We start from the raw sequence: 22635 nt of genomic DNA on the forward strand, positions 1-22635 counted from the left end.
ACCCGGGTGGTTGTTTCTCTAGGAGGTAGGCCCGGAATCCCATGGGATTCCGGGCCTACCGCCCCGGCGTTGCCCCGGCGTAGTTGGCATTCCACCGAGGTAGTGGTAGAGTTTACTTTTGCGCCGCTCCCCGGAGCGAGTCGGCAAGGTGATCCGGAAGCCAACAGGCTGGGCCGGACATAAATCGCCGATTTGACTCGGATGAAGCGAGCGGGTAAGTTTGAAAAGTTGCTCCGGAGCGATCCTGAACGGAAGTTTGGGTGGTGCCGGGTGTGTCTGTTGTTTGAGAACTCAATAGTGTGCCAAGTTTGTTGATACCGATTTTTTATTAAATTGGTTGAATTTGCCGGGCCTGCCACCTCCGTGGTGTGGTCTGGTGTTTTTAGCTGGTTTCAAATTTTGTGCAGCCTGGTTCCGCGTTATTTCCGTGGTGCCTGGTTGTGTCTGTTTTACTTCAACGGAGAGTTTGATCCTGGCTCAGGATGAACGCTGGCGGCGTGCTTAACACATGCAAGTCGAACGATGATCCGGTGCTTGCACCGGGGATTAGTGGCGAACGGGTGAGTAACACGTGAGTAACCTGCCCTTGACTCTGGGATAAGCCTGGGAAACTGGGTCTAATACCGGATATGACTCCTCATCGCATGGTGGGGGGTGGAAAGCTTTTGCGGTTTTGGATGGACTCGCGGCCTATCAGCTTGTTGGTGAGGTAATGGCTCACCAAGGCGACGACGGGTAGCCGGCCTGAGAGGGTGACCGGCCACACTGGGACTGAGACACGGCCCAGACTCCTACGGGAGGCAGCAGTGGGGAATATTGCACAATGGGCGAAAGCCTGATGCAGCGACGCCGCGTGAGGGATGACGGCCTTCGGGTTGTAAACCTCTTTCAGTAGGGAAGAAGCGAAAGTGACGGTACCTGCAGAAGAAGCGCCGGCTAACTACGTGCCAGCAGCCGCGGTAATACGTAGGGCGCAAGCGTTATCCGGAATTATTGGGCGTAAAGAGCTCGTAGGCGGTTTGTCGCGTCTGCCGTGAAAGTCCGGGGCTCAACTCCGGATCTGCGGTGGGTACGGGCAGACTAGAGTGATGTAGGGGAGACTGGAATTCCTGGTGTAGCGGTGAAATGCGCAGATATCAGGAGGAACACCGATGGCGAAGGCAGGTCTCTGGGCATTAACTGACGCTGAGGAGCGAAAGCATGGGGAGCGAACAGGATTAGATACCCTGGTAGTCCATGCCGTAAACGTTGGGCACTAGGTGTGGGGGACATTCCACGTTTTCCGCGCCGTAGCTAACGCATTAAGTGCCCCGCCTGGGGAGTACGGCCGCAAGGCTAAAACTCAAAGGAATTGACGGGGGCCCGCACAAGCGGCGGAGCATGCGGATTAATTCGATGCAACGCGAAGAACCTTACCAAGGCTTGACATGGACCGGATCGCCGCAGAAATGTGGTTTCTCCTTTGGGGCCGGTTCACAGGTGGTGCATGGTTGTCGTCAGCTCGTGTCGTGAGATGTTGGGTTAAGTCCCGCAACGAGCGCAACCCTCGTTCCATGTTGCCAGCACGTAGTGGTGGGGACTCATGGGAGACTGCCGGGGTCAACTCGGAGGAAGGTGGGGACGACGTCAAATCATCATGCCCCTTATGTCTTGGGCTTCACGCATGCTACAATGGCCGGTACAAAGGGTTGCGATACTGTGAGGTGGAGCTAATCCCAAAAAGCCGGTCTCAGTTCGGATTGGGGTCTGCAACTCGACCCCATGAAGTCGGAGTCGCTAGTAATCGCAGATCAGCAACGCTGCGGTGAATACGTTCCCGGGCCTTGTACACACCGCCCGTCAAGTCACGAAAGTTGGTAACACCCGAAGCCGGTGGCCTAACCCCTTGTGGGAGGGAGCCGTCGAAGGTGGGACTGGCGATTGGGACTAAGTCGTAACAAGGTAGCCGTACCGGAAGGTGCGGCTGGATCACCTCCTTTCTAAGGAGCACCTACAGGCCCATGCTTTTTCCGTGTATGCGGGGTGTGTGGTTTGTCAGGAGTAAAGGCCCGCTGCGCAGGCGATCGTTCTGCGGCGGGTGCTCATGGGTGGAATATCAACGAATAGCGGCCGCGTGGTTTTGTCCTGTGTCTAGTACGGACGGGTTCCCTTTCGGGGGTGGCTGTCCTGGAACGGTGCGGGGCGGGGTGATGCGGTTTAGTGTTTGGCACACTGTTGGGTCCTGAGGCAACAGGGCCGGGGCGGGGGTTTTTTCCCTTGTGTCCGGGTTTTGTTTGTTTCTGGTTTCCTGGCTGCACCGATCGCATGGTTTGCCCTTTTTTTGGGGGTGTGTGTGGGGTGTGTGGTACGGGGTTGTTGTTTGAGAACTACATAGTGGACGCGAGCATCTTTTATAAGAAGCAATTTCCAAGAATATGAACCTGGATCTGTCCGGGCTGGTCTCGCCTTTCGGGGTGTGGCGGGCCTGGGTGGTTTTCATGGTTCTCTCGAAAATTACTCCTTGATCTTTTGTGGTCAAGTTTTTAAGAGCACACGGTGGATGCCTTGGCATTAGGAGCCGAAGAAGGACGTAGGAATCTGCGATAAGCCTGGGGGAGTCGATAACCGGACTGTGATCCCAGGGTGTCCGAATGGGGAAACCCCGCCAGACGCGCGAGTGATCTGGTGACCCGCATCTGAACACATAGGGTGCGTGGAGGGAACGCGGGGAAGTGAAACATCTCAGTACCCGCAGGAAGAGAAAACAACAGTGATTCCGTTAGTAGTGGCGAGCGAACGCGGATCAGGCTAAACCGACCCATGTGTGATAGCCGGCGGGCGTTGCATGGGCGGGGTTGTGGGACTTGTTGTCCTGGTTCTGCCGGACCGGGGAGGTGTGAGTGCTGGTATAGGTGAACGGTCTTGAAAGGCCGGCCGTAGAGGGTGTGAGCCCCGTAACCGTAATGCTGTGCACCGCCTTTGATGAGTATCCCAAGTAGCACGGGGCCCGAGAAATCCCGTGTGAATCTGTCAGGACCACCTGATAAGCCTAAATACTCCCTAATGACCGATAGCGGACCAGTACCGTGAGGGAAAGGTGAAAAGTACCCCGGGAGGGGAGTGAAACAGTACCTGAAACCGTGTGCTTACAATCCGTCGGAGCCAGTCTGATTCTGGTGACGGCGTGCCTTTTGAAGAATGAGCCTGCGAGTTAGTGTTACGTCGCGAGGTTAACCCGTGTGGGGAAGCCGTAGCGAAAGCGAGTCTGAACAGGGCGTTGCAGTGGCGTGATCTAGACCCGAAGCGAAGTGATCTACCCATGGCCAGGTTGAAGCGACGGTAAGACGTCGTGGAGGACCGAACCCACTTCAGTTGAAAATGGAGGGGATGAGCTGTGGGTAGGGGTGAAAGGCCAATCAAACTTCGTGATAGCTGGTTCTCCCCGAAATGCATTTAGGTGCAGCGTTGCGTGTTTCTTACCGGAGGTAGAGCTACTGGATGGCTAATGGGCCCTACAAGGTTACTGACGTCAGCCAAACTCCGAATGCCGGTAAGTGAGAGCGCAGCAGTGAGACTGTGGGGGATAAGCTTCATAGTCGAGAGGGAAACAGCCCAGACCACCAACTAAGGCCCCTAAGCGTGTGCTAAGTGGGAAAGGATGTGGAGTTGCGAAGACAACCAGGAGGTTGGCTTAGAAGCAGCCATCCTTAAAAGAGTGCGTAATAGCTCACTGGTCAAGTGATTCCGCGCCGACAATGTAGCGGGGCTCAAGTACACCGCCGAAGTTGTGGCATTCACATATTTTCCAAGCCTTCGTGGTTCAGGAGTGTGGATGGGTAGGGGAGCGTCGTGTGGGCGGTGAAGTCGCGGTGTAAACCAGCGGTGGAGCCTACACGAGTGAGAATGCAGGCATGAGTAGCGAAAGACGGGTGAGAAACCCGTCCGCCGGATGATCAAGGGTTCCAGGGTCAAGCTAATCTGCCCTGGGTAAGTCGGGACCTAAGGCGAGGCCGACAGGCGTAGTCGATGGACAACGGGTTGATATTCCCGTACCGGCGAAAAACCGCCCATGTTGAACAGGGGATACTAACCGCCCGAGACCTGCCCGACCGTCCTTTGGATGGAAGGGTTTTGGTGGAGCGCGGGACCTGATCCTGGGAGGCAAGCGTATTAACAGGTGTGACGCAGGAAGGTAGCCGAGCCGGGCGATGGTTGTCCCGGTCCAAGGATGTAGGGCGAACGGTAGGCAAATCCGCTGTTCATGTGCCTGAGATCTGACGGGACTCCCGTAAAGGGGGGATTCGGTGATCCTATGCTGCCTAGAAAAGCATCGGCGCGAGGTTTTAGCCGCCCGTACCCCAAACCGACACAGGTGATCAGGTAGAGAATACTAAGGCGATCGAGAGAATTATGGTTAAGGAACTCGGCAAAATGCCCCCGTAACTTCGGGAGAAGGGGGGCCCCAACCTTGAACACCACTTGCTGGTGGGAGGGGATCGGGGCCGCAGAGACCAGGGGGAAGCGACTGTTTACTAAAAACACAGGTCCGTGCGAAGTCGCAAGACGATGTATACGGACTGACTCCTGCCCGGTGCTGGAAGGTTAAGAGGACCGGTTAGCCGCAAGGCGAAGCTGAGAATTTAAGCCCCAGTAAACGGCGGTGGTAACTATAACCATCCTAAGGTAGCGAAATTCCTTGTCGGGTAAGTTCCGACCTGCACGAATGGAGTAACGACTTCCCCGCTGTCTCAACCATAAACTCGGCGAAATTGCAGTACGAGTAAAGATGCTCGTTACGCGCAGCAGGACGGAAAGACCCCGAGACCTTTACTATAGTTTGGTATTGGTGTTCGGAGTGGCTTGTGTAGGATAGGTGGGAGACGTTGAAGCCCGGACGCCAGTTCGGGTGGAGTCATCGTTGAAATACCACTCTGGTCACTTTGGACATCTAACTTCGGCCCGTAATCCGGGTCAGGGACAGTGCCTGATGGGTAGTTTAACTGGGGCGGTTGCCTCCTAAAAAGTAACGGAGGCGCCCAAAGGTTCCCTCAGCCTGGTTGGCAATCAGGTGTCGAGTGTAAGTGCACAAGGGAGCTTGACTGTGAGAGAGACATCTCGAGCAGGGACGAAAGTCGGGACTAGTGATCCGGCGGTACATTGTGGAATGGCCGTCGCTCAACGGATAAAAGGTACCTCGGGGATAACAGGCTGATCTTGCCCAAGAGTCCATATCGACGGCATGGTTTGGCACCTCGATGTCGGCTCGTCGCATCCTGGGGCTGGAGTAGGTCCCAAGGGTTGGGCTGTTCGCCCATTAAAGCGGTACGCGAGCTGGGTTTAGAACGTCGTGAGACAGTTCGGTCCCTATCCGCTGCGCGCGCAGGAAATTTGAGAAGGGCTGTCCTTAGTACGAGAGGACCGGGACGGACGAACCTCTGGTGTGTCAGTTGTACTGCCAAGTGCACCGCTGATTAGCTACGTTCGGATGGGATAACCGCTGAAAGCATCTAAGCGGGAAGCTCGCTTCGAGATGAGATTTCCATACACCTTGTGTGTGAGAGGCCCCCAGCCAGACCACTGGGTTGATAGGCCGGATGTGGAAGCGAGGACTAACGACTCGTGAAGCTGACCGGTACTAATAGGCCGATAACTTACACCACACACTCTTCTTCGTGAACGGATTCAAAAGACGTTCACACCATGGGGAGAGTAAAAAGAAACAAGACTGCTTGCGTCCACTATGTGGTTCCCAACCAACAAACCCGCCACCGGGTTTCACGGTCCAGGAAACCAACAACTCAATAACAACACCACAGCTGCAACAACCTGCAGCAACGTGTGTAACCACAAGTTTTCCCACCCCGGCACACACCGGGGAACGGGACACAGGGTTACGGCGGTCATAGCGTGGGGGAAACGCCCGGTCCCATTCCGAACCCGGAAGCTAAGACCCACAGCGCCGATGGTACTGCACCCGGGAGGGTGTGGGAGAGTAGGTCACCGCCGGACACTATTTACGGCTCAGGCCCCGACATCTACGTCGGGGCCTGACCCTTTTAACACAGGCCTGCCAATTCCGGGTCCACCAAAACCCTCCCTCACATCCCGCAACGTTTTCACCGACGCTCCCTCAGCTCCCGCAGCTTTTCCCCAACCCTTCCGCAACTCCTGCAGCCTTTTCGTCAACGCTCCCGCAGTTCCCCCGCCAACGGTGAGGAACCGTCCGGGTTGAGGCGACGGGATGTGAGGAAGCGTCGGGGTTGAGGCGACGGGATGTGAGGAAGCGTCGGGGTTGAGGCGGCGGGATGTGAGGAAGCGTCGGGTTGGGGAGCCGGTAGAGTTGGTAGCCATGGAAAATCTCTTCAGCCACGCCGCCGGCAACGAAGCGCCTGAGCCCGCAGTTAGCCTGGACCCCGTCATCTGCGCCGCTGTTGTCCCCGGGCCTGTGTCCCGCGCTTTCATGGGGTTTACCGACCACACGCATCTCTGGTGGCCCATGGAGACCAACAGTGTGTATGGGCCGGGCTCGCACGTGGAGTTCGAGGAGAACCTGATCCTGGAGACCGCCGATGACGGCCGAAGCACCATCTGGGGCACCATTGACGACTGGCAGCCTCCGCTGTCCTTCCACGCGTCGTGGTACCCCGGCAGCACCGCTTTGTGGTCCACTGAGCTTCGTGTTGTGTTCCGGGGCGTGGAGGAAGGTACCGAACTGCGAGTCGTCCATGACGGCTGGGAGGGTGCCGAGGATCCGGCAGGCACCCGTGCCGCCTGGGCGAAGGACTGGCCGGAAGTTCTGCGCCGGTACCTGAGGTTCATGGGCGGCGCTTCAGAGTAATCCGGCCGGTTTTAGGAATAGCGTCTCAGGACGGGGGTACCGCGGTGCTCCGCCGAACCACTAACCGCGTTGGGTATTCGGTGTTCACAACGGGCCGGTCCGTTCCGCTGTCCAACCCCTCAAGCAGCAGTCGCACGGCCAGCGCTCCCTGGCCGCGTGGGTCCTGATCGATCGTGGTCAGGCCGAACAGTTCGCCCAGTTCGTGCCCGTCCAGGCCGATGACTGACAGTTCTTCCGGCACCCTGAGCCCAAAGTCCCTCGCAGCCAGGATGGCTCCTATCGCCATCTCGTCTGAGGCTGCAAAGACTGCGGTTGGCCGTTCCGCGGTTCCACCCAGCAGGTCCCGTGCCACGGTGTAGGCACCCTCGATGGTGAAGTCCGCCGTGACCACCCATGACGGCCGCACGGGTAGTCCTGCAGCCGTCATCGCCTTCTCATAGCCTGCACGCCGGGTGCGCGGGATCTTGAAGTCCTGCTCGTACACCGAGTCGCCCGTGATGTGCGCGATCCGGCTGTGGCCGAGCCGGATCAGATGGTTGACTGCCGACTCCGCCAGGCCATGGTCGTCTATGCGGATGGTGGAGGCTCCGGGCAAGGGTCCGCCGATGCCCACGAGCGGCCGCTGGATGGCCAGCATCTGGCCGATCTCGTCCTCCGTCAGCGCCAGTGCCACCGCGATAACCGCATCCACGCGTTTCCGCAGCAGGAAGTCCTGGAGAATGCTCCGGCGCCGGACCGCCCCCTCCGTGATGTTGTAGAGCGTCAGGTCGTAGCCGGCGTCGAGGAGAGCTGCTGATACGCCCTCCACCACCGAGGCGAAGTACCAGCGGCGGACCGTGGGGACCACGAGGCCGATGTTGCGGGTACGGCCGGAGGCGAGGCTGGATGCCTGGTAGGAGGGCACGAAGCCGAGTTCGGCCGCGGCGGCCCGGGCACGCTCGCGGCTCGCCGGCGACACATGGCCCCTGCCGCTCAAGGCGCGCGAAACGGTGGCTATGGAAAGCCCGGCCCGTTCCGCAACGTCCTTGATGCCGGCCATGGATCAGCTCGCCGTGGCCTCGGCAGAAATCCGCAGCCAGACGGTCTCCCCTAGGCCCAAGCCAAACCGCTGGTCCTCGTCGCCAAGGCCCAAGCCCGACGAACTGCGCAGCACAACCTCGCCGGCGGGCAGTTCCAGCGGATCAGGACCCATGTTCATGACAACCAGAATGTCCCCGTTGAGGAATGCCAGGGACGAGGCGGTGCACCATTCCTCCGCCCACGCGAGGGAACCGCGCCCAAGGTCCAGTTCACGCCGGACAGTGAGCATGCGCCGGTACAGGTTCAAGTGCGACGACGGGTCCCCAGACTGGGTGTCCCGGGCCAGTTTCGCGAAGCTCTCCGGCTGCGGAAGCCAGGGCACGTCGCCGTCGCCGAAGCCGCTGTGGCGCTGCGATGCCTTCCACGGCAGCGGGACCCGGCATCCGTCGCGGCCCAGCCGGGCACCGCCGGTGCGCGCAAATGTCGGGTCTTGCCGCTGGTGGTCCGGGATATCGATGCCGTCAGGCAGTCCAAGCTCTTCGCCCTGGTACAGGTAGGCGCCGCCGGGGAGCCCCAGCATGAACAGGGACGCCGCCGCGGCCCGGGTCCTGCCCAGTTCCTCGTCCGGCTGGGGGTCCTGAGGGCCGATGCCGTCGCCGTCGCGCGGCCCGGACCAGTCGTACCCGAAGCGGGTGGCGTGCCGGACGACGTCGTGGTTGGAAAGCACCCAGGTGCTGGGGGCACCCACGGCATCCAGGGACGTCAGGGACTCAGTGACGATGCGGCGCAGGCGGGGGAGGTCCAGCCCCGCGTGGAGGTAGGGAAAATTGAAGGCCTGGTGCATTTCGTCGGGCCGGACCCAGTGGGCCAGCCGCGGCAGGGGGTCCACGTTGGCTTCCGCGCAGAGAATGCGGTCCGGACCGTACTCTTCAAGAATCCCGCGCCAAGCACGGTAGATGTCGTGCAGGGCCGGTTGGCCGAACATCGGCGCGTCGTGTCCGGGGAAACCGTCGGAGCTGCTGCCGTCCGCGCGCCCGCCCCAGGCAGGAAGGCCCGGTGCCTTGACCAGGGCATGGGCCACGTCAACGCGGAACCCGGAGACGCCCCGGTCCAGCCAGAAGCGCAGGATGCGTTCGAACTCGTCATGCACGGCCTGGTTGTCCCAGTTGAAGTCCGGCTGCGATGAATCGAAGAGGTGCAGGTACCACTGGCCCGGGGCGCCGTCAGGTTCGGTGATGCGGGTCCAGGCCGAGCCACCGAAGTGTGACTCCCAGTTGTTGGGTGGCTCATTACCCTCCGCGCCCTGGCCGTCGCGGAAGATGAACATGTCCCGTTCGGGGCTGCCCGGGCCGGCAGCCAGCGCCGCCTGGAAATCGTGGTGCTGGTTCGAGCAGTGGTTAGGGACCAGGTCCACGATGATGCGCAGGCCCAGGCGGTTGGCCTCAGCCACCATGCCGTCGAAGTCCCCGAGCGTGCCGAAGATCGGATCGACGTCGCAGTAGTCGCTGACGTCGTACCCGGCATCGCGCTGCGGTGAGCGGTAGAAGGGCGAGAGCCAGACGGCGTCCACGTTGAGCTCGGCAAGCTGCGGCATCTCGGCAGTGATCCCTGCGAGGTCACCGATCCCGTCGCCGTTCATGTCCCGGAAGGAGCGCGGGTACACCTGGTAAATAACAGCTGAGCGCCACCAGCCGTGCGCGTTGTCCGGGGCGTGGACGGGCGTCAGGGCGCCAGCCAGGGGTGACGCTGAGTGCAGAAACGAGTCAACAGACATTGCGCCATCCTATGGGCGGCCAAGCATAAATGAAAGCGCTTACACCGCTCAAATGATTGACAATTGAGGTCATGAAGTGGAGCAAGCCGGTCATGCCAAGAGACGGGATTGGAAACGCTTCCAGAATCAGTCGCTGTAGTTCCTACTGCGACTGAGCCAAAGGGGCCGGTGTGTGGCCCAGGTGACATCTAGACTGAAGCAAAGTGACTGAACGGGAGACCCATGGGCAACATCGCCGACGAACTGACACTAATACTGGGGCCACGAAAGGTGCTCCGGGACGACGCCGCACTCGCTGTTTATGCGGTGGACCAGGCCCCCGTGGTGGACTACCGGCTGCCGGCCGCCGTGGTTCTGGCGGAGTCCGTAGATGACGTCCAGGCTACGGTCAAAGCCTGTGCTGCCCGGAACGTGCCGCTGGTGCCCCGCGGCGCCGGGACCGGAGTCTCGGGAGGCGCCCATGCCAGCGAGGGGTGCATTGTCCTTGGCCTGGAACGGATGAACCGCATTCTGGAGCTCAACGCGGATGACGAGACCGCCGTCGTCGAACCGGGCGTTATCAACGCTGACCTGAATGATGCTGCCGCGGCGCACGGGCTCATGTTCGCTCCGGACCCCGCCAGTTTCAGGATCTCCACCGTCGGCGGCAACGTGGCCACCAACGCCGGTGGGCTGCGGTGTGCCAAGTACGGCGTGACCAGGGATTCCGTGCTGGCCCTGGACGTGGTCCTCGCGGACGGCTCGCTCCTGCATACCGGGCACCAGACCTTCAAGGGCGTGGCCGGCTACGACCTGACCGGACTGTTCGTGGGGTCGGAGGGCACGCTGGGAATCGTGGTCGGTGCGACGGTCCGGCTGAAGTACCTGCCCCCCGAGGTGCACACCATTGCCGCGTTCTACCCCGACTTCCGGCAGGCGGCGGCAGGCGTGCTCGCCGTCGGCAGGGCCCGCGTGCAGCCGGCCATCATGGAACTGCTCGACGGCGGCTCGCTGGCCCAGCTGGATGAGCTGCACGGCTCGGACCTCGCGTCGCGGGGAGCCTCGCTGCTCCTGGTCCAGACGGACGGCTTCGGGGCGGCGGCGGAGGCCGACGTCGTGCGGGAGGTCCTGGCGGCTGGCGGTGCCGTGGTCACCACCGAGGCCAGTGCGGAGGCGGAACAGCTGGTGGAACTGCGGCGCAACAGCAGGGGCGTCGAGGTGGACGACGAGTACCGCGTGGGCGAGGACGTTGCCGTGCCGCGGTCCAGGCTGGTGGACTACGTGGCGGCACTCGAGGCCCTGGCCGAGGTGCACGGGGTCAGTCTCAAGGTGGTGGCCCACGCCGGAGACGGCAACCTGCATCCGACGTTCTGGATTGACCGCGTGAACGATGAGGTGGACGCCGGCGCCATGCTTCGCCTGAACGAAGCGCTCGACGCGTCCATCGTGGCAGCCCTGGAGATGGGCGGGACCATCACGGGCGAACACGGTGTGGGGCAGTACAAGCTGCGCTGGCTGGGCCTCGAGCAGCCGGAGCCGCTCCGCGAGCTGCAGCGCCGGGTCAAGAACCTCTTCGATCCCGCCGGCATCCTAAACCCGGGCAAGGCGATCTAACGGAGGGCAGCTAAAGCCCCCGGCAGACCTAGACCAGTTCCAGGCCGTCGGCGACAACCCTGCCGCGGTGGATCACGGTGCGGTCGGTGCCCCGGGCCATGACCGCGGAGGCCACCTCTCGCCGTCGAGCAGCAGCAGCTCGGCAGGATCGCCCGCCTCAAGGCCGGGGCGGTGCGCAGTGCCTCAGTCGTCGACGTCGGGATACTCGTCCTCGGTCTCATCGGCCCCGTACCGCGATTCCTCGGTCTCCACGGCAAGGATCTTCAGCAACTCCGTGTCCGGGTTCAGCATGATAGCGGCCTCGTCGCGGCGGTGGCGCAGGATCGAGTCGATGTAGGACTGGACGGCCTCGGCCAGCGGGATGTGCCGTTCCTGCTTTTCGGACATGTACCAGCGGTGCTCCAGCACCTCGTGCACGGCTTCGGCAGGTTCGAGCTTTCCGGAGAGGTCGCGGGGGATGGACCTGACGATCGGCTCGAAGATCTGGCTGACCCAGAGGTGCGCGCTGTATTCCTCGTCCATCTCCGGGTTGTTGTCGGCCCGGAAGGTGTCCATGTCGTTGAGCAGGCGGCGGGCCTGGTTCTCCTGGGCGTCGAGGCCGGTCAGGCGCAGCAGACGGCGCATGTGGTGGCCGGCGTCGACGACCTTGGGCTGCAGCTGGATGGTGGAGCCGTTCTGGGTGGTCTTGATCGCGTACTCTTCGACGTCGAATCCGAGCTCGTTGAGCCGGCGGATGCGGGCGCCGACGCGCCAGCGCTCGCCCAGTTCGAAGGATTCCTTGGCGGTCAGCTCTGTCCACAGGCGCCGGTAGCTTTCCATAATGAGTTCGCTGGTGGCCACGGGGTCCACCTTCTCCTCGATCAGCCCGCCGTCGAGGAGGTCCATGAGTTCGCCGGCGATGTTGACGCGGGCAATCTCCAGGTCGTACTCGCGCTGGCCGGTGGAGAGGTCCGGGTACAGTTCGCCGGTTTCGGCGTCCACCAGGTAGGCGGCGAAGGCGCCGGCGTCCCGGCGGAACAGGGTGTTGGAGAGCGAGACGTCGCCCCAGTAGAAGCCGATGAGGTGCAGGCGGACCATCAGCAGCGCCTGGGCGTCGATGAGCCGGGTGAGTGTGTCCTTGCGCAGCATCTGCGAGAAGAGCGCGCGGTACGGCATGGAGAACTTCAGGTGGCGGGTCACGAGGACCGGGTTCAGGGGACGGCCGTCCGGGGTGGTGCGGCCGGTGATGACGGCGACGGGCTCCACGCAAGGCACATCCAGCCGGGCGAGCTTGCGGAGCATGTGGTACTCGTGGCGGGCCACGTGCTCGGACGTTTCCTTGATGGCGATGACGGAGCCGCCGAGGTGCGCGAAGCGCACGATGTGCCGGGAGATACCGCGGGGGAGCGCCGCCAGATTTTCCGCTGGCCAGTCTTCGAGCGCTATGTGCCAGGGCAGGTCGAGGAGCTCGGGGTCGGCGGCAGCGGCCGTGATGTTGAGGTTGCTTGCGACCGAGGCAGCCTTGTCGTCGTTCGCGCTGGCCGCTTCGAACCGCGGCAGCTTGCCGATCTGCCCGTAGTCGGTGGGTTCATCGTGCCACTGCGCGTTGTGTTCCTCGGTCATGGCTCAATTCTTCCGTATTTTGCAGGGGGTGCCTAAACGGGACACCGGTTAAAGCCCGACGGCGGCCCTCCCGGTTTAGGGGAGGGCCGCCGTCGGGTTTCGGCTGGGAGAGTCGCTCCGGTGGTTTCGACAGGCTCAACCACCGGGACTGGACTGCTAGTCGCCCAGGCGCTCGCCGGTCTTGGTGTCGAACAGGTGCACGTGGCCGGACTGCGGACGGACCCAGAGGGACTCGCCCTTCATCGGGGGGCGGCGGCCGTCGACGCGAGCCACGATGTCGTGGCTCTTGCCGTCCAGCGTGGTGTGGCCGTAGACGTAAGCGTCGGCGCCTAGTTCTTCGACGACGTCGACCTCAACCTGGATGCCTTCGCCCTGGGGTGCGGTCTCGAGGTCTTCGGGGCGGCTGCCCAGGGTGACAGTGGCACCGTGTGCCTCTTCGAGGATGTTGCGCGGTACCGGGTAAACGGTGCCGCCGAACTGGACGCCGCCGTCGACCACGGGAAGTTCGAGGAGGTTCATGGCGGGGGAGCCAATGAAGCCTGCAACGAAGACGTTCTTGGGGCGGTCGTACAGGTTTCGCGGGGTGTCCACCTGCATGAGGAGACCGTCCTTGAGCACCGCAACGCGGTCGCCCATGGTCATGGCCTCAACCTGGTCGTGGGTCACGTAAACGGTGGTGACGCCCAGACGGCGGGTGAGGGAAGCAATCTGGGTACGGGTCTGCACGCGGAGCTTGGCGTCAAGGTTGGAGAGCGGCTCGTCCATGAGGAAGACCTGCGGGTTACGCACGATGGCGCGGCCCATTGCAACACGCTGGCGCTGACCGCCGGAGAGTGCCTTCGGCTTGCGGTCCAGGTACTGCTCAAGGTCCAGGAGCTTTGCGGCTTCGCGGACCCGCTCGGCGCGCTCTTCCTTGCTGACGCCAGCAATCTTCAGGGCGAAGCCCATGTTGTCCGCAACAGTCATGTGCGGGTACAGGGCGTAGTTCTGGAAAACCATCGCGATGTCGCGGTCTTTCGGCGGAACGTCGGTGACGTCGCGGTCGCCAATGAGGATCCGGCCGGCGTTGACGTCCTCGAGGCCTGCGAGCATGCGCAGGGAGGTGGACTTACCGCAACCGGAGGGTCCAACGAGGACCAGAAATTCGCCGTCGGCGATTTCAATGTTGAGCTTGTCAACAGCGGGCTTATCTGTGCCCGGGTACAGACGCGTAGCGTTGTCAAAAGTAACTGTTGCCACAGTTATCAATCCCTTCACCGGCAGGTACGTGCCGGACGATCCGTTGTGAATGGTTCATGTAATTCAGTTGTGCCCTACATGATGACTCCCCGGCCGAGGCCGAGGAGCATCCAGTGACGCCGCACGGTTCCTGTGCGCCACATCACAAGAAGAGTATGTCAGATTTATCGTGAATCGGACAAAATGTTACGGACGTCACACATGAGATGCCCCACAGGGGCTCCGCAGCGCTATCCGGCAGTGACGGCCTGCCGGCGTTCGCGCAGCAGCGCCTCGAGGAGTTCTGCGATGTGCACCGGCGCCTCAACCCGGAACTGCGCCTGGGTGAAGTCGAGGCCCACCTTCACGCCGACGTCGTGCTGCCCGAGGCGGGCCAGGGCGTCCTCGTCGGTGGTGTCATCGCCCGCGAACAGCACGCCCGTGGCGCCGGTGGCCTGCCGCAGGAAGTCAACGCCCTCACCCTTGGATGCGTGCACCACGGATGTCTCAAGGACCCGTTTGCCGTTCTTGAGGTAGACCCCTGGGCGGTCCTGGAGCGCGGCACGGGCAGCCGCGACGGCATCCTCTGCAACGTCATCCGCCGCCAGGCGCGTATGTAGCACCACGCCGGCGGGCTTTTCTTCCAGGACTGTACCGGGGGCAAGCGCCACGATCTCCGCCAGGACCCCCCTGACCTCGTCGAGGAGCGACAGCTGCGAAGGGTCGAGGGTCAGCGGCACAGAGCCCGGACCCAGCCATGCCTCGGCACCGTGGCTGCCGATCAGCAGGGTCTCCTCCGGCGGGGAGGCGACCGCGCGCAGGCTGTCCAGTGCCCTGCCGGAGATGAGGGCCGTCGTCGTCCGCGGCAGGGAGCTTAACTCCGCGAAGGCGGCCGCGGACCGCGGGAGCGGGCGTGCATCCCCGGCATGGTCCACGATGGGGGAGATGGTGCCGTCGAAGTCCAAGGCCACCAGCAGGTGGTCCGTGCCGGCGATGCGGCGCACCGCCTCCAGCAGTTCGGGGGACAGTGTCAGCCGGGTGCTGCCGGCCTCGCCGGTGTGCTCTGCCTCAGGAGTCATCGCGGATCACTTTCTCGTTGAGGGCGTTCAGGAAGTCAGCGGACCAGTGGTCGACGTCGTGGTCCAGGATCTGCTTGCGCATGGCACGCATGCGGCGGGCTGATTCCCTGGGGGACATTTTGACCGCCCGCATCACGGCTTCCTTCAGGCCGTCGATGTCGTGCGGGTTCATCAACAGCGCCTGCTTGAGCTGGTCCGCGGCGCCGGCGAATTCGCTGAGCACCAGTGCGCCGTCGTTGTTGGTGCGGGCCGTGACGTACTCCTTGGCCACCAGGTTCATGCCGTCGCGCAGTGCGGTGACCAGCATGACGTCGGCCGCCAGGTAGAGCGCGACCATTTCCTCCACCGGATAGCTGTGGTGCAGGTAGCGCACCGCCGTGTTTTCGATCGTGTCGTACGTGCCGTTGATGTGGCCCACAGTTCCTTCAACCTCTTCACGCAGGAGCCGGTACTGCTCCACGCGCTCGCGGCTGGGGCTGGCAACCTGGATCAGGGTCGCGTCGCCCACCTTGAGCTTGCCCTCGTTCAGGAGCTCTTCGTAGGCCTTGAGGCGGTGGCCTATGCCCTTCGTGTAGTCCAGCCTGTCCACGCCCAGCAGGATGGTTTTGGGGTTGCCGAGATCCTGCCGGATCTGGGCGGGCGCGTTCAATGATTTCGGGCTTCTGCGCCAGTTCACTGATGTGCTGGACGTCGATGGAAATGGGGAAGGCCTGGGCGCGGGCGATGTGGGTGAGATCGCCGCCGCTGTCCTTTACGTGGACCTGCTGCTGTTTGACGCTGGCGCCGAGGAAGCGCCGGGCGGAACGCATGAAGTTACCGGCGTCGCTGGGGCGCTGGAAGCCCACCAGGTCTGCTCCCAGCAACCCGTCGATGATGGCTTGGCGCCAGGGGAGCTGCGCGAAGATCTCCGGTGGCGGGAAGGGGATGTGGTTGAAGAACCCGATCTTCAGATCTGGGCGTGCCTGGCGCAGCATCCGCGGCACCAGCTGGAGCTGGTAGTCCTGCACCCACACGGTTGCGCCTTCGTCGGCAGTACGGACGACGGCGTCGGCGAACCTTCTGTTCACAGTGCGGTAAGCGTCCCACCAGGTTCGGTGGAACTCCGGCGGCGCGATGACGTCGTGATAGAGGGGCCACAGCGTCGCATTGGAGAAGCCTTCGTAATACAGCTCAACGTCATCGCTGCTGAGCTGGACCGGCACAAGGTCCATGCCGCCGTGGCTGAACGGCTCGACTGTTTCGTCCGCGGCGCCGTGCCATCCCACCCAGGCGCCGTCCGTCCTGGTCATCATGGGAGCAAGGGCGGTGACGAGGCCGCCGGGGGAGCGCCGCCAGCCGGAGCCGTCATCGCCGGGCTCGCCGGGCGCGCAACGGTCCACGGGCAGGCGGTTGGAGACCACCATGAAGTCGTACTTGGTGGCATCCTTCGGACCGTCCTTGGTGGCGTCCGAGCTGCTGCCGGGCACGGCCGCGCTTTCCGTTTTAGTGTCGGATTTGTCGCTTACAGCTCCGTGCATTGGGGCTCCCTGAGGTTGCTTGTGACTCTCATCAACCCTATCGGGCCGGAATCTTCCGGGCCATTCGTCCGTTGGTCAGGCTGAAGCAAATACTTGAAAGCGCAAGCTCCGGGTTCTCCCCTAAACTGGGGGAGTTGCCCCCGGGTGGTCCGCACCTGTCCGTACGACACGAGGAACTAATGAGCCCCGCAAACGAACCCCGCCAGTCCAAAGCAGAACGCACGGCGGAGGCCCGCGAGAAAGCCCGCGAAATCCGGGAAGCGCAGCTTAAGAAGGACAAGCGAAACAAACTGCTCATTGGCTGGGGCATCGTCGTCGCCGTCGTAGCCATCCTTGCCGTCGTCGCGCTTGTGGTGACCACCAGCCTCAAGAACAACGCCCCGGTGGCGGACCAGGGCCCCACCCCAGCCAACGGAAACGTCCACGGCGGCATCACGCTGCTCAAGGGCACGGAAGTGGCCAAGTCCAGCGCCGCAAACGTGAACGTCGCAGACATCCCGTCGCCGGCGGCCTCAGCGCCTGCAACTGTCACGGCACCCGGTGCGGAAGCCGAGGCCGGCAAGCCGGTGAAGGTGATCCTCTACATCGACTTCATCTGCCCCGTCTGCAAGAACTTCGAGGCGACGTACAACGAGACCCTGACGAAGCTCCGCGACGAAGGCAAGATCACCGTGGAGTACCGGGCCCTGGGCTTCCTGGACAGCCGCTCCACCACCAATTACTCCTCCCGTGCAGCCAATGCCGCTGCCTGCGTGGTGAACGAATCCCCCGAGAAGTACTCGGCGTTTGTGGACGCGCTGTTCGCCAACCAGCCGGCCGAAGGCAGCGCCGGGCTCTCCGACGACGAACTGAAGAAGCTGGCCACGGACGCCGGCGCCAAGAGCATCGACTCCTGCGTCGAGAACAAGACCTACCGTCCCTGGGTCAAGTACACCACCCAGGAAGCCGCAGCCGTTGGCGTGACCGGTACGCCGACGGTCCTCGTGGACGGCAAGCAGTGGGGCAAGGGCGACAGCGCCCAGACGGAATTCCCGGCCTTCGTCGAGGCGGCCATCAAGGCCAAGGCCTAGACGTTCTTCATGGGCAGTGGCACGGCGTCCGGATTTTCCGGGCGCCGGGCCACTTCTCGTTTAACCTTCTGGTTTGACGGCCGCCGTTTTTACGGGCGGGCGGTCCTTGGGCTAACCTTATCTAGCGCCGTCTCGGCGCCTGCCCTGACGGGCGCGCCTCCTTAGCTCAGTTGGCCAGAGCACCGCTCTTGTAAAGCGGGGGTCGTCGGTTCGAATCCGACAGGGGGCTCATATTTTTGCGTTCGACCATCCGTTTTAGTGCTTTGCGCGCCTTAGGCGCATGTTCCCCAGCGCGGACAGCCGGAGAAATTCCTTGACGAGGGTTTGCTCCTACGGCATCAGAATTGCTGCTCTCAACTCTCCCGCTGCAGCTTGCTCCACCGATTATGGACCCAAGCGAGCCACTCCAGCCAGACAATAAGCCCGGCTTATGAATCTGATTCGCTCTACGCGGTATGAGCAGGTTCCGTCCCGTTTGATCCTGCAATAGGGCGCTTCGGCGTCGCGGTCCAGGACCGGCACTGGAGGGCCCGGAGGGCAGGCCTCGTGATGCGGGGATTCGTTCCCGTCGCAATTGGGTACGGACGTGGCAATAGCGATTCGTTAGGGGACTGCATGGCATCGGCAAAGATTTATGACGTCGTGGTTATCGGAGGAGGAGCGGCAGGCCTCAGCGCAGCCGTGACTCTTTGCAGGTCGCTGCGTTCCGTCCTGGTCATCGACGCCGGCGAACCAAGGAACGGCCGTTCCACAGGGCTGCACGGATTCCTCTCCCGTGAGGGCCTGCCGCCTGCTGAGCTTCTCGCTGCCGGCCGCGCGGAAGTGCGGAAGCATGGTGGCGACATTCTGCAAGGACGAGCGATCTCGGCTCGGGGAGAAGGGGGCGTTTTCACCACCGAGCTGCAGGACGGGCAGAGTCTGCGTTCGCGGCGACTGCTCATCGCTTCCGGCTTTGAGGATGAGCTGCCAGAGGTGCCCGGCATTAAGGAGCGTTGGGGCCGCGACGTGTTGCACTGTCCGTACTGCCACGGCTGGGAAATCCGCCACCGGGCCATAGGAATACTTGCGACAGAACCCACCGCAGTACACGAGGCATTGCTCTTCCGGCAGTGGAGCGGCAACATCACCCTCTTTCAGCACCTTCTGGAGGACCTGGACGCCGCGGAACGCGAACAACTTGAGGCCCGATCAGTCCGCATCGCCGAAGGCTCCGTGGCTTCGCTGGAAATAGCAGGAGACGCCCTCACCGGTGTGCGGCTGACATCCGGCCAGGTCGTTGCCTGCGAATACCTCGTCGTGAGCCCCACGGCCAAGACGGAATCGTCACTGCTGCAGTCCCTCGGGCTGCAGCAAACAGGCCAAGCCGGACAAGGCCGTCACGTGACTACGGATGCCGCTGGCCTCACGGCCGTTCAAGGGGTGTGGGCCGCCGGCAACATCTGCGACCCAACTGCCCAGGTAATAGCGGCAGCATCGGCAGGGGTCAAGGCAGCCACGGCCATCAATGCCGATCTTGTCGACGAGGACACCCGGCGGGCAGTAGAGGTCGCCAGGCGAACGGCCTTCCCCAAAGCGGCGCTATCTTAGGTTGTACCCGGTTCCGGAGGGGTCTGCCGTCTCAGAGCTCTAGGAAGCTCGCAGCAGCCCTGCGAGTTCTTTGTGATGGGTGGCCGGCCACCAGTGCCCGCCGTCGACAGGGATGACGGTCAGGTCAGTCACCCAAGACCTCAGTCCGGCTGTCAGATGCGGTGACAGGAAAGGATCCTTGAGCGGGACCACCACGGTCACGGGGACACCTACGGGCGTGGGGGCCTTTACCTTGCCTGAAGGGAAGCGGTTGCTGCGGTATAGGGCCAACCCGCGAATGGGGTTGTCATTGACGCGGCGTCCCGCCGCGTTTTCGTAGAGGCGGGTAAGGAATAGGCGCCAGGCTGCTTCGGGTAGCAGGGGGACCTGGAACGCGGCAATGTAGCTGCTGCGAAGGAGCTGGGCTACCAGCTGTGGCCAGCCACGTAGGTTGCCGGCACGAGAGCGCATCCAGCGGAGGAAGTGACCAAGGTCCGGCCCGGAGATGCTGGTGAAACGAGAGATAACACCTGAGGCGCGCGGGTCCTGGACCGCGGCCCAGCCCTGGATCGAACCCCAGTCGTGGCCTATGAGGTGAACGTTGGCCGCACCCGTGGATGCCAGAACAGCGAACAGGTCATTCACCAGAGTGTTTAGAGTGAAGTCACCAGGCGGTTCCTTCACGGAGGACATTCCGGCGTTGCGCGTGTCGTAGGCGATCACGTGGTGGGTGACCGCGAGTTCGGCGATGGCCGGGAGAAAAAGTTGGTGGTCATCGGGGTATCCGTGCACGAGGAGCAGGGTGGGCACCCCGTGTGCTGGAGGTGGACCATATTCGAACACGGCTAGCTCCGCTCCCGCGGACAGGACAGTGCTACGGCGTTCCTTCCGTGCTTGCATCTGCCTCACCCTACAGCGCATTAGCTGCTTACTGGGAGGCGTTTCGGCGTGCGGTTTAGCTTTCCGCCGTCGGCCGCTCCGATAGCGTTACCTTGGTATCCCCGGTGTCCGTCCCCCTGCGGTATTCGATGCTGACGGTCTGGCCCGGAGCCTTGCTCCGGAGCGCAGCGAGCAGGTCCTCTGGTGCGTTGAGTTTTTGACCTTCGAGGGACAACAACGCGTCCCCGGGCCTCAACCCTGCACGGTCAGCCGGGCCGTTCCTGACAACCGAGAGGACCAGAACGCCCTCAGTGCCCGGCAGGTGAAGCTGCTCGGCTATCTGCGGGGTGATATCGGCGGGAGAGAGGCCAATGAACGAGTGGTCTGCCTTACCGTCCTTCAGCAACTGCTCTGCCACGCGAACAGCCGTCGCTGCCGGAATGGCAAAGCCCAAAGCGACCGCGCCGGACTGGGGCGGGATATAGGCTTCACTGATGCCGACGATCTCAGCGCGGGAGTTCACGACCGCGCCCCCGGAGTTGCCTGGGCTGATGGCCGCATCCGTCTGAATCAGGTCCACGAGTGACTGGCTGCTGGCGGCTGATCCCGGAATTTGGCGGTGCAGCCCGGAGATGATGCCGGACGTGGCAGTGTTTTCAAAGCCCAGCGGGGATCCGATGACTATCGCCAGTTCCCCGATGCGGGGGAGGTCTTTCTGGAACTTGGCAGCCGGAAGGTCTTTGCGTTGGGCTTCCACCAGCGCCAGGTCCGAAATCGCGTCTGTGGCCCGTACTTTGCCCGGCACCCGCTGCCCGTCGGCGAAGGCCACCTCGACGTTGGTGTTGCCCCGCACCACGTGCTCATTGGTCAGGACCAGCCCGTTCGCTGTGTACACGACGCCGCTTCCCAAGCCATCCTGCGTGAAAACTGTGACCACCGACGGCTGGACATTCTGGATGATGGTAGGAATGTCGGCCGCTTGGGGCGGCCCGCTGACCTGGGCGCTTTGTGTTGGGGCGCTCTGGCTGCCCTGACCGCTGGAGGAGCTTGTGCCAGGGGGTGTGACCGCAGGTCCCTGGTTGACCGTGCATCCGGTCACGGCGAAGATTACGAGGCCCGTCAGCGCCGTGGCACGAAGACGGTTATAACGTGGATGTGCAGCTGGCCTGAATCGCATGTGCTTCCCTATCGCAGCAGATGTTCCTAAGTATGCTCCGGTGGACACAGCCCGAACCAGATGTCTGTCTGCCGGCACAGAGCACCTTAACGGACGACACGGCTAGCGCCGAGGAACCGCGGCGGTGACCTGCGCGGCACAGGTGACCCGCCAGAATGGTCCAGCCACCGGTCGAGGACCGGCGGCATGAAAGATCTGCCCGGTGGGCAAGCGTCCTTCCCCTGGATGAAACCGCTGCAATAGATGCTTCGTACTGCTCCTTGGTTCCGGGAGCAAAGAAATGCACAATTCCGTTGACGGGCGACGCTGCCGTGAGTCCGGCCGCAAGTTCTCGCATACCACTTCCCCGGACTCCAAAAAAGCTATTGCATTAATCATACAATGATGTATCAATCATGAAAGATGTAGTCATCGTCGGCGCTGGACTCGCTGGCCTGTCAGCAGCATGGCGGCTACGGCACTGGGACACAGTAGTTCTGGAGTCCGAGAACCGCGTTGGCGGGCGGATCCGCTCGGAGCGCCGGGGTGCCTACTGGCTGAACTGGGGCGGTCACGTCTTCGCCGGCCCAGGATCCTCCACCGATGCCCTGCTCAACGAGGTCGGCGGGACTTCTGTCAACATTCCGGGCTCGCTCCAGGCCTTGTCGATGAACGGAAAGTTCATCCGCAAGGGGCACATCGCCACGTACCCGTTCCGCATCCCGATGTCCCTTTCGTCCCGAATCGACACGCTGCGGGCCGGCATGAAGGTTGTCAGCGGCGTCGCCAAGTACACGGGCGTCGTGCGGAAACGCTCGGGCGAGTCCGGTGCAATGCGGCAGCAGCGCATCTACGACTTCCAGAACAACAGCTCATTCCAGGACTTCATCGGAGACCTCTCCGAGGACGCAGCGGCCCTGTTCAAAACCACTGTCACCCGCTCGGCCGGTGACATGAACGAAATCTCCGCCGGCGCCGGCATCGGATACTTCAGCCTGGTGCTGGGCATCGGCCAGGGCCTTAGCCAGGGCATCGTCGGCGGCCCGTCCACCCTGACCGAATCGGTCGCAGCCTCCCTCGGCGGCCGTGTCCAGCTCGGTGCTTCCGTGCAGGAGGTCGTGCACAAGAAGGACTCCGTCCTCGTCCGCTACAGCCAGGGTGGAGTCGACCACGAAGTTGAGGCCCGCACCGTCGTCCTTGCGACCACCGCTGACGTAACGCACAGGATCGGCGTTGGACCTTCCGGAGGACCTGCGCGGCGCGCTCGGCCAGATTAAGTACGGCCCGCACGTCAGCACGGCCTTCCTGACCAACGAGACCTCGGCCCGGCCCTGGGACGACATC

At 62.7% G+C, this 22635-nt stretch carries 12 protein-coding genes, 1 tRNA gene, 3 rRNA genes and 1 pseudogene; 9 read left to right on the forward strand and 8 right to left on the reverse strand.

Annotated elements, in window-relative coordinates; all coding sequences use genetic code 11:
* Nucleotides 1-454: 454 nt before the first annotated feature.
* The 4 genes from QFZ33_RS05375 to QFZ33_RS05390 all read left to right on the forward strand — a co-directional run bounded on the left by QFZ33_RS05375 (nucleotide 455) and on the right by QFZ33_RS05390 (nucleotide 6817).
* Nucleotides 455-1979: ribosomal RNA gene (locus QFZ33_RS05375) — 16S ribosomal RNA — on the forward strand.
* 533 nt (nucleotides 1980-2512) lie between these two features.
* Nucleotides 2513-5639, forward strand: a 23S ribosomal RNA gene (locus QFZ33_RS05380).
* Nucleotides 5640-5871: 232 nt separating this feature from the next.
* Nucleotides 5872-5988, forward strand: a 5S ribosomal RNA gene (gene rrf / locus QFZ33_RS05385).
* Together the 16S, 23S and 5S rRNA genes form the textbook arrangement of a ribosomal RNA operon.
* A 340-nt stretch (nucleotides 5989-6328) precedes the next feature.
* Entirely contained in the window at nucleotides 6329-6817 is a 489-nt protein-coding gene (locus QFZ33_RS05390; RefSeq protein ID WP_307025533.1) for an SRPBCC domain-containing protein, read from the forward strand.
* A gap of 25 nt (nucleotides 6818-6842) precedes the next feature.
* Here the strand turns inward: QFZ33_RS05390 and QFZ33_RS05395 are convergent, their stop codons facing one another.
* Nucleotides 6843-7856: a LacI family DNA-binding transcriptional regulator gene (locus tag QFZ33_RS05395; protein WP_307025535.1), complete on the reverse strand. Its 1014-nt coding sequence runs from the start codon at nucleotides 7854-7856 to the stop codon at nucleotides 6843-6845.
* 3 nt (nucleotides 7857-7859) lie between these two features.
* Complete coding sequence (locus QFZ33_RS05400) at nucleotides 7860-9611, reverse strand: glycoside hydrolase family 13 protein (protein WP_307025537.1); 1752 nt, start codon at nucleotides 9609-9611, stop codon at nucleotides 7860-7862.
* A 222-nt stretch (nucleotides 9612-9833) separates the two neighbouring features.
* Here QFZ33_RS05400 and QFZ33_RS05405 point away from each other — a divergent pair, with 222 nt between their 5' ends.
* Nucleotides 9834-11204: an FAD-binding oxidoreductase gene (locus tag QFZ33_RS05405; protein WP_307025540.1), complete on the forward strand. Its 1371-nt coding sequence runs from the start codon at nucleotides 9834-9836 to the stop codon at nucleotides 11202-11204.
* A gap of 183 nt (nucleotides 11205-11387) precedes the next feature.
* Here the strand turns inward: QFZ33_RS05405 and QFZ33_RS05410 are convergent, their stop codons facing one another.
* The 4 genes and pseudogenes from QFZ33_RS05410 to otsA all read right to left on the reverse strand — a co-directional run bounded on the left by QFZ33_RS05410 (nucleotide 11388) and on the right by otsA (nucleotide 16620).
* Nucleotides 11388-12806, reverse strand: a complete 1419-nt coding sequence (locus QFZ33_RS05410; RefSeq protein WP_214847043.1) for a DUF4032 domain-containing protein — start codon at nucleotides 12804-12806, stop codon at nucleotides 11388-11390.
* 156 nt (nucleotides 12807-12962) lie between these two features.
* On the reverse strand, nucleotides 12963-14045 hold the full coding sequence (locus QFZ33_RS05415) for an ABC transporter ATP-binding protein (RefSeq protein WP_214847045.1): 1083 nt from the start codon (nucleotides 14043-14045) through the stop codon (nucleotides 12963-12965).
* A 230-nt stretch (nucleotides 14046-14275) separates the two neighbouring features.
* Nucleotides 14276-15103, reverse strand: coding sequence for a trehalose-phosphatase (gene otsB, locus QFZ33_RS05420; RefSeq protein ID WP_307025544.1), 828 nt, complete (start codon nucleotides 15101-15103; stop codon nucleotides 14276-14278).
* Nucleotides 15093-16620, reverse strand: a pseudogene (gene otsA, locus QFZ33_RS05425) (alpha,alpha-trehalose-phosphate synthase (UDP-forming)). The gene otsB and the pseudogene otsA overlap by 11 nt, the downstream one beginning before the upstream one ends.
* Before the next feature lie 179 nt (nucleotides 16621-16799).
* Here otsA and QFZ33_RS05430 point away from each other — a divergent pair.
* The 3 genes from QFZ33_RS05430 to QFZ33_RS05440 all read left to right on the forward strand — a co-directional run bounded on the left by QFZ33_RS05430 (nucleotide 16800) and on the right by QFZ33_RS05440 (nucleotide 19277).
* Nucleotides 16800-17690, forward strand: a complete 891-nt coding sequence (locus QFZ33_RS05430; RefSeq protein ID WP_307025546.1) for a DsbA family protein — start codon at nucleotides 16800-16802, stop codon at nucleotides 17688-17690.
* A gap of 155 nt (nucleotides 17691-17845) precedes the next feature.
* Nucleotides 17846-17919: transfer RNA gene (locus tag QFZ33_RS05435), tRNA-Thr, on the forward strand.
* 386 nt (nucleotides 17920-18305) lie between these two features.
* Nucleotides 18306-19277, forward strand: coding sequence for an NAD(P)/FAD-dependent oxidoreductase (locus QFZ33_RS05440; RefSeq protein ID WP_307025549.1), 972 nt, complete (start codon nucleotides 18306-18308; stop codon nucleotides 19275-19277).
* A 39-nt stretch (nucleotides 19278-19316) separates the two neighbouring features.
* On the opposite strand, the gene QFZ33_RS05445 is transcribed toward QFZ33_RS05440, so the two are convergent.
* Together QFZ33_RS05445 and QFZ33_RS05450 are read right to left on the reverse strand one after the other, a co-directional pair.
* Entirely contained in the window at nucleotides 19317-20156 is an 840-nt protein-coding gene (locus QFZ33_RS05445; RefSeq protein ID WP_307025551.1) for an alpha/beta fold hydrolase, read from the reverse strand.
* A gap of 55 nt (nucleotides 20157-20211) precedes the next feature.
* On the reverse strand, nucleotides 20212-21072 hold the full coding sequence (locus QFZ33_RS05450; protein ID WP_307031671.1) for a S1C family serine protease: 861 nt from the start codon (nucleotides 21070-21072) through the stop codon (nucleotides 20212-20214).
* Between the two features lie 635 nt (nucleotides 21073-21707).
* Between QFZ33_RS05450 and QFZ33_RS05455 the strand changes: the two genes are divergently transcribed.
* Nucleotides 21708-22568: an FAD-dependent oxidoreductase gene (locus QFZ33_RS05455; RefSeq protein WP_307025553.1), complete on the forward strand. Its 861-nt coding sequence runs from the start codon at nucleotides 21708-21710 to the stop codon at nucleotides 22566-22568.
* The last annotated feature ends 67 nt before the right edge of the window (nucleotides 22569-22635 follow it).

Source organism: Arthrobacter globiformis (genome assembly GCF_030815865.1).
Lineage (GTDB): Bacteria > Actinomycetota > Actinomycetes > Actinomycetales > Micrococcaceae > Arthrobacter > Arthrobacter globiformis_B.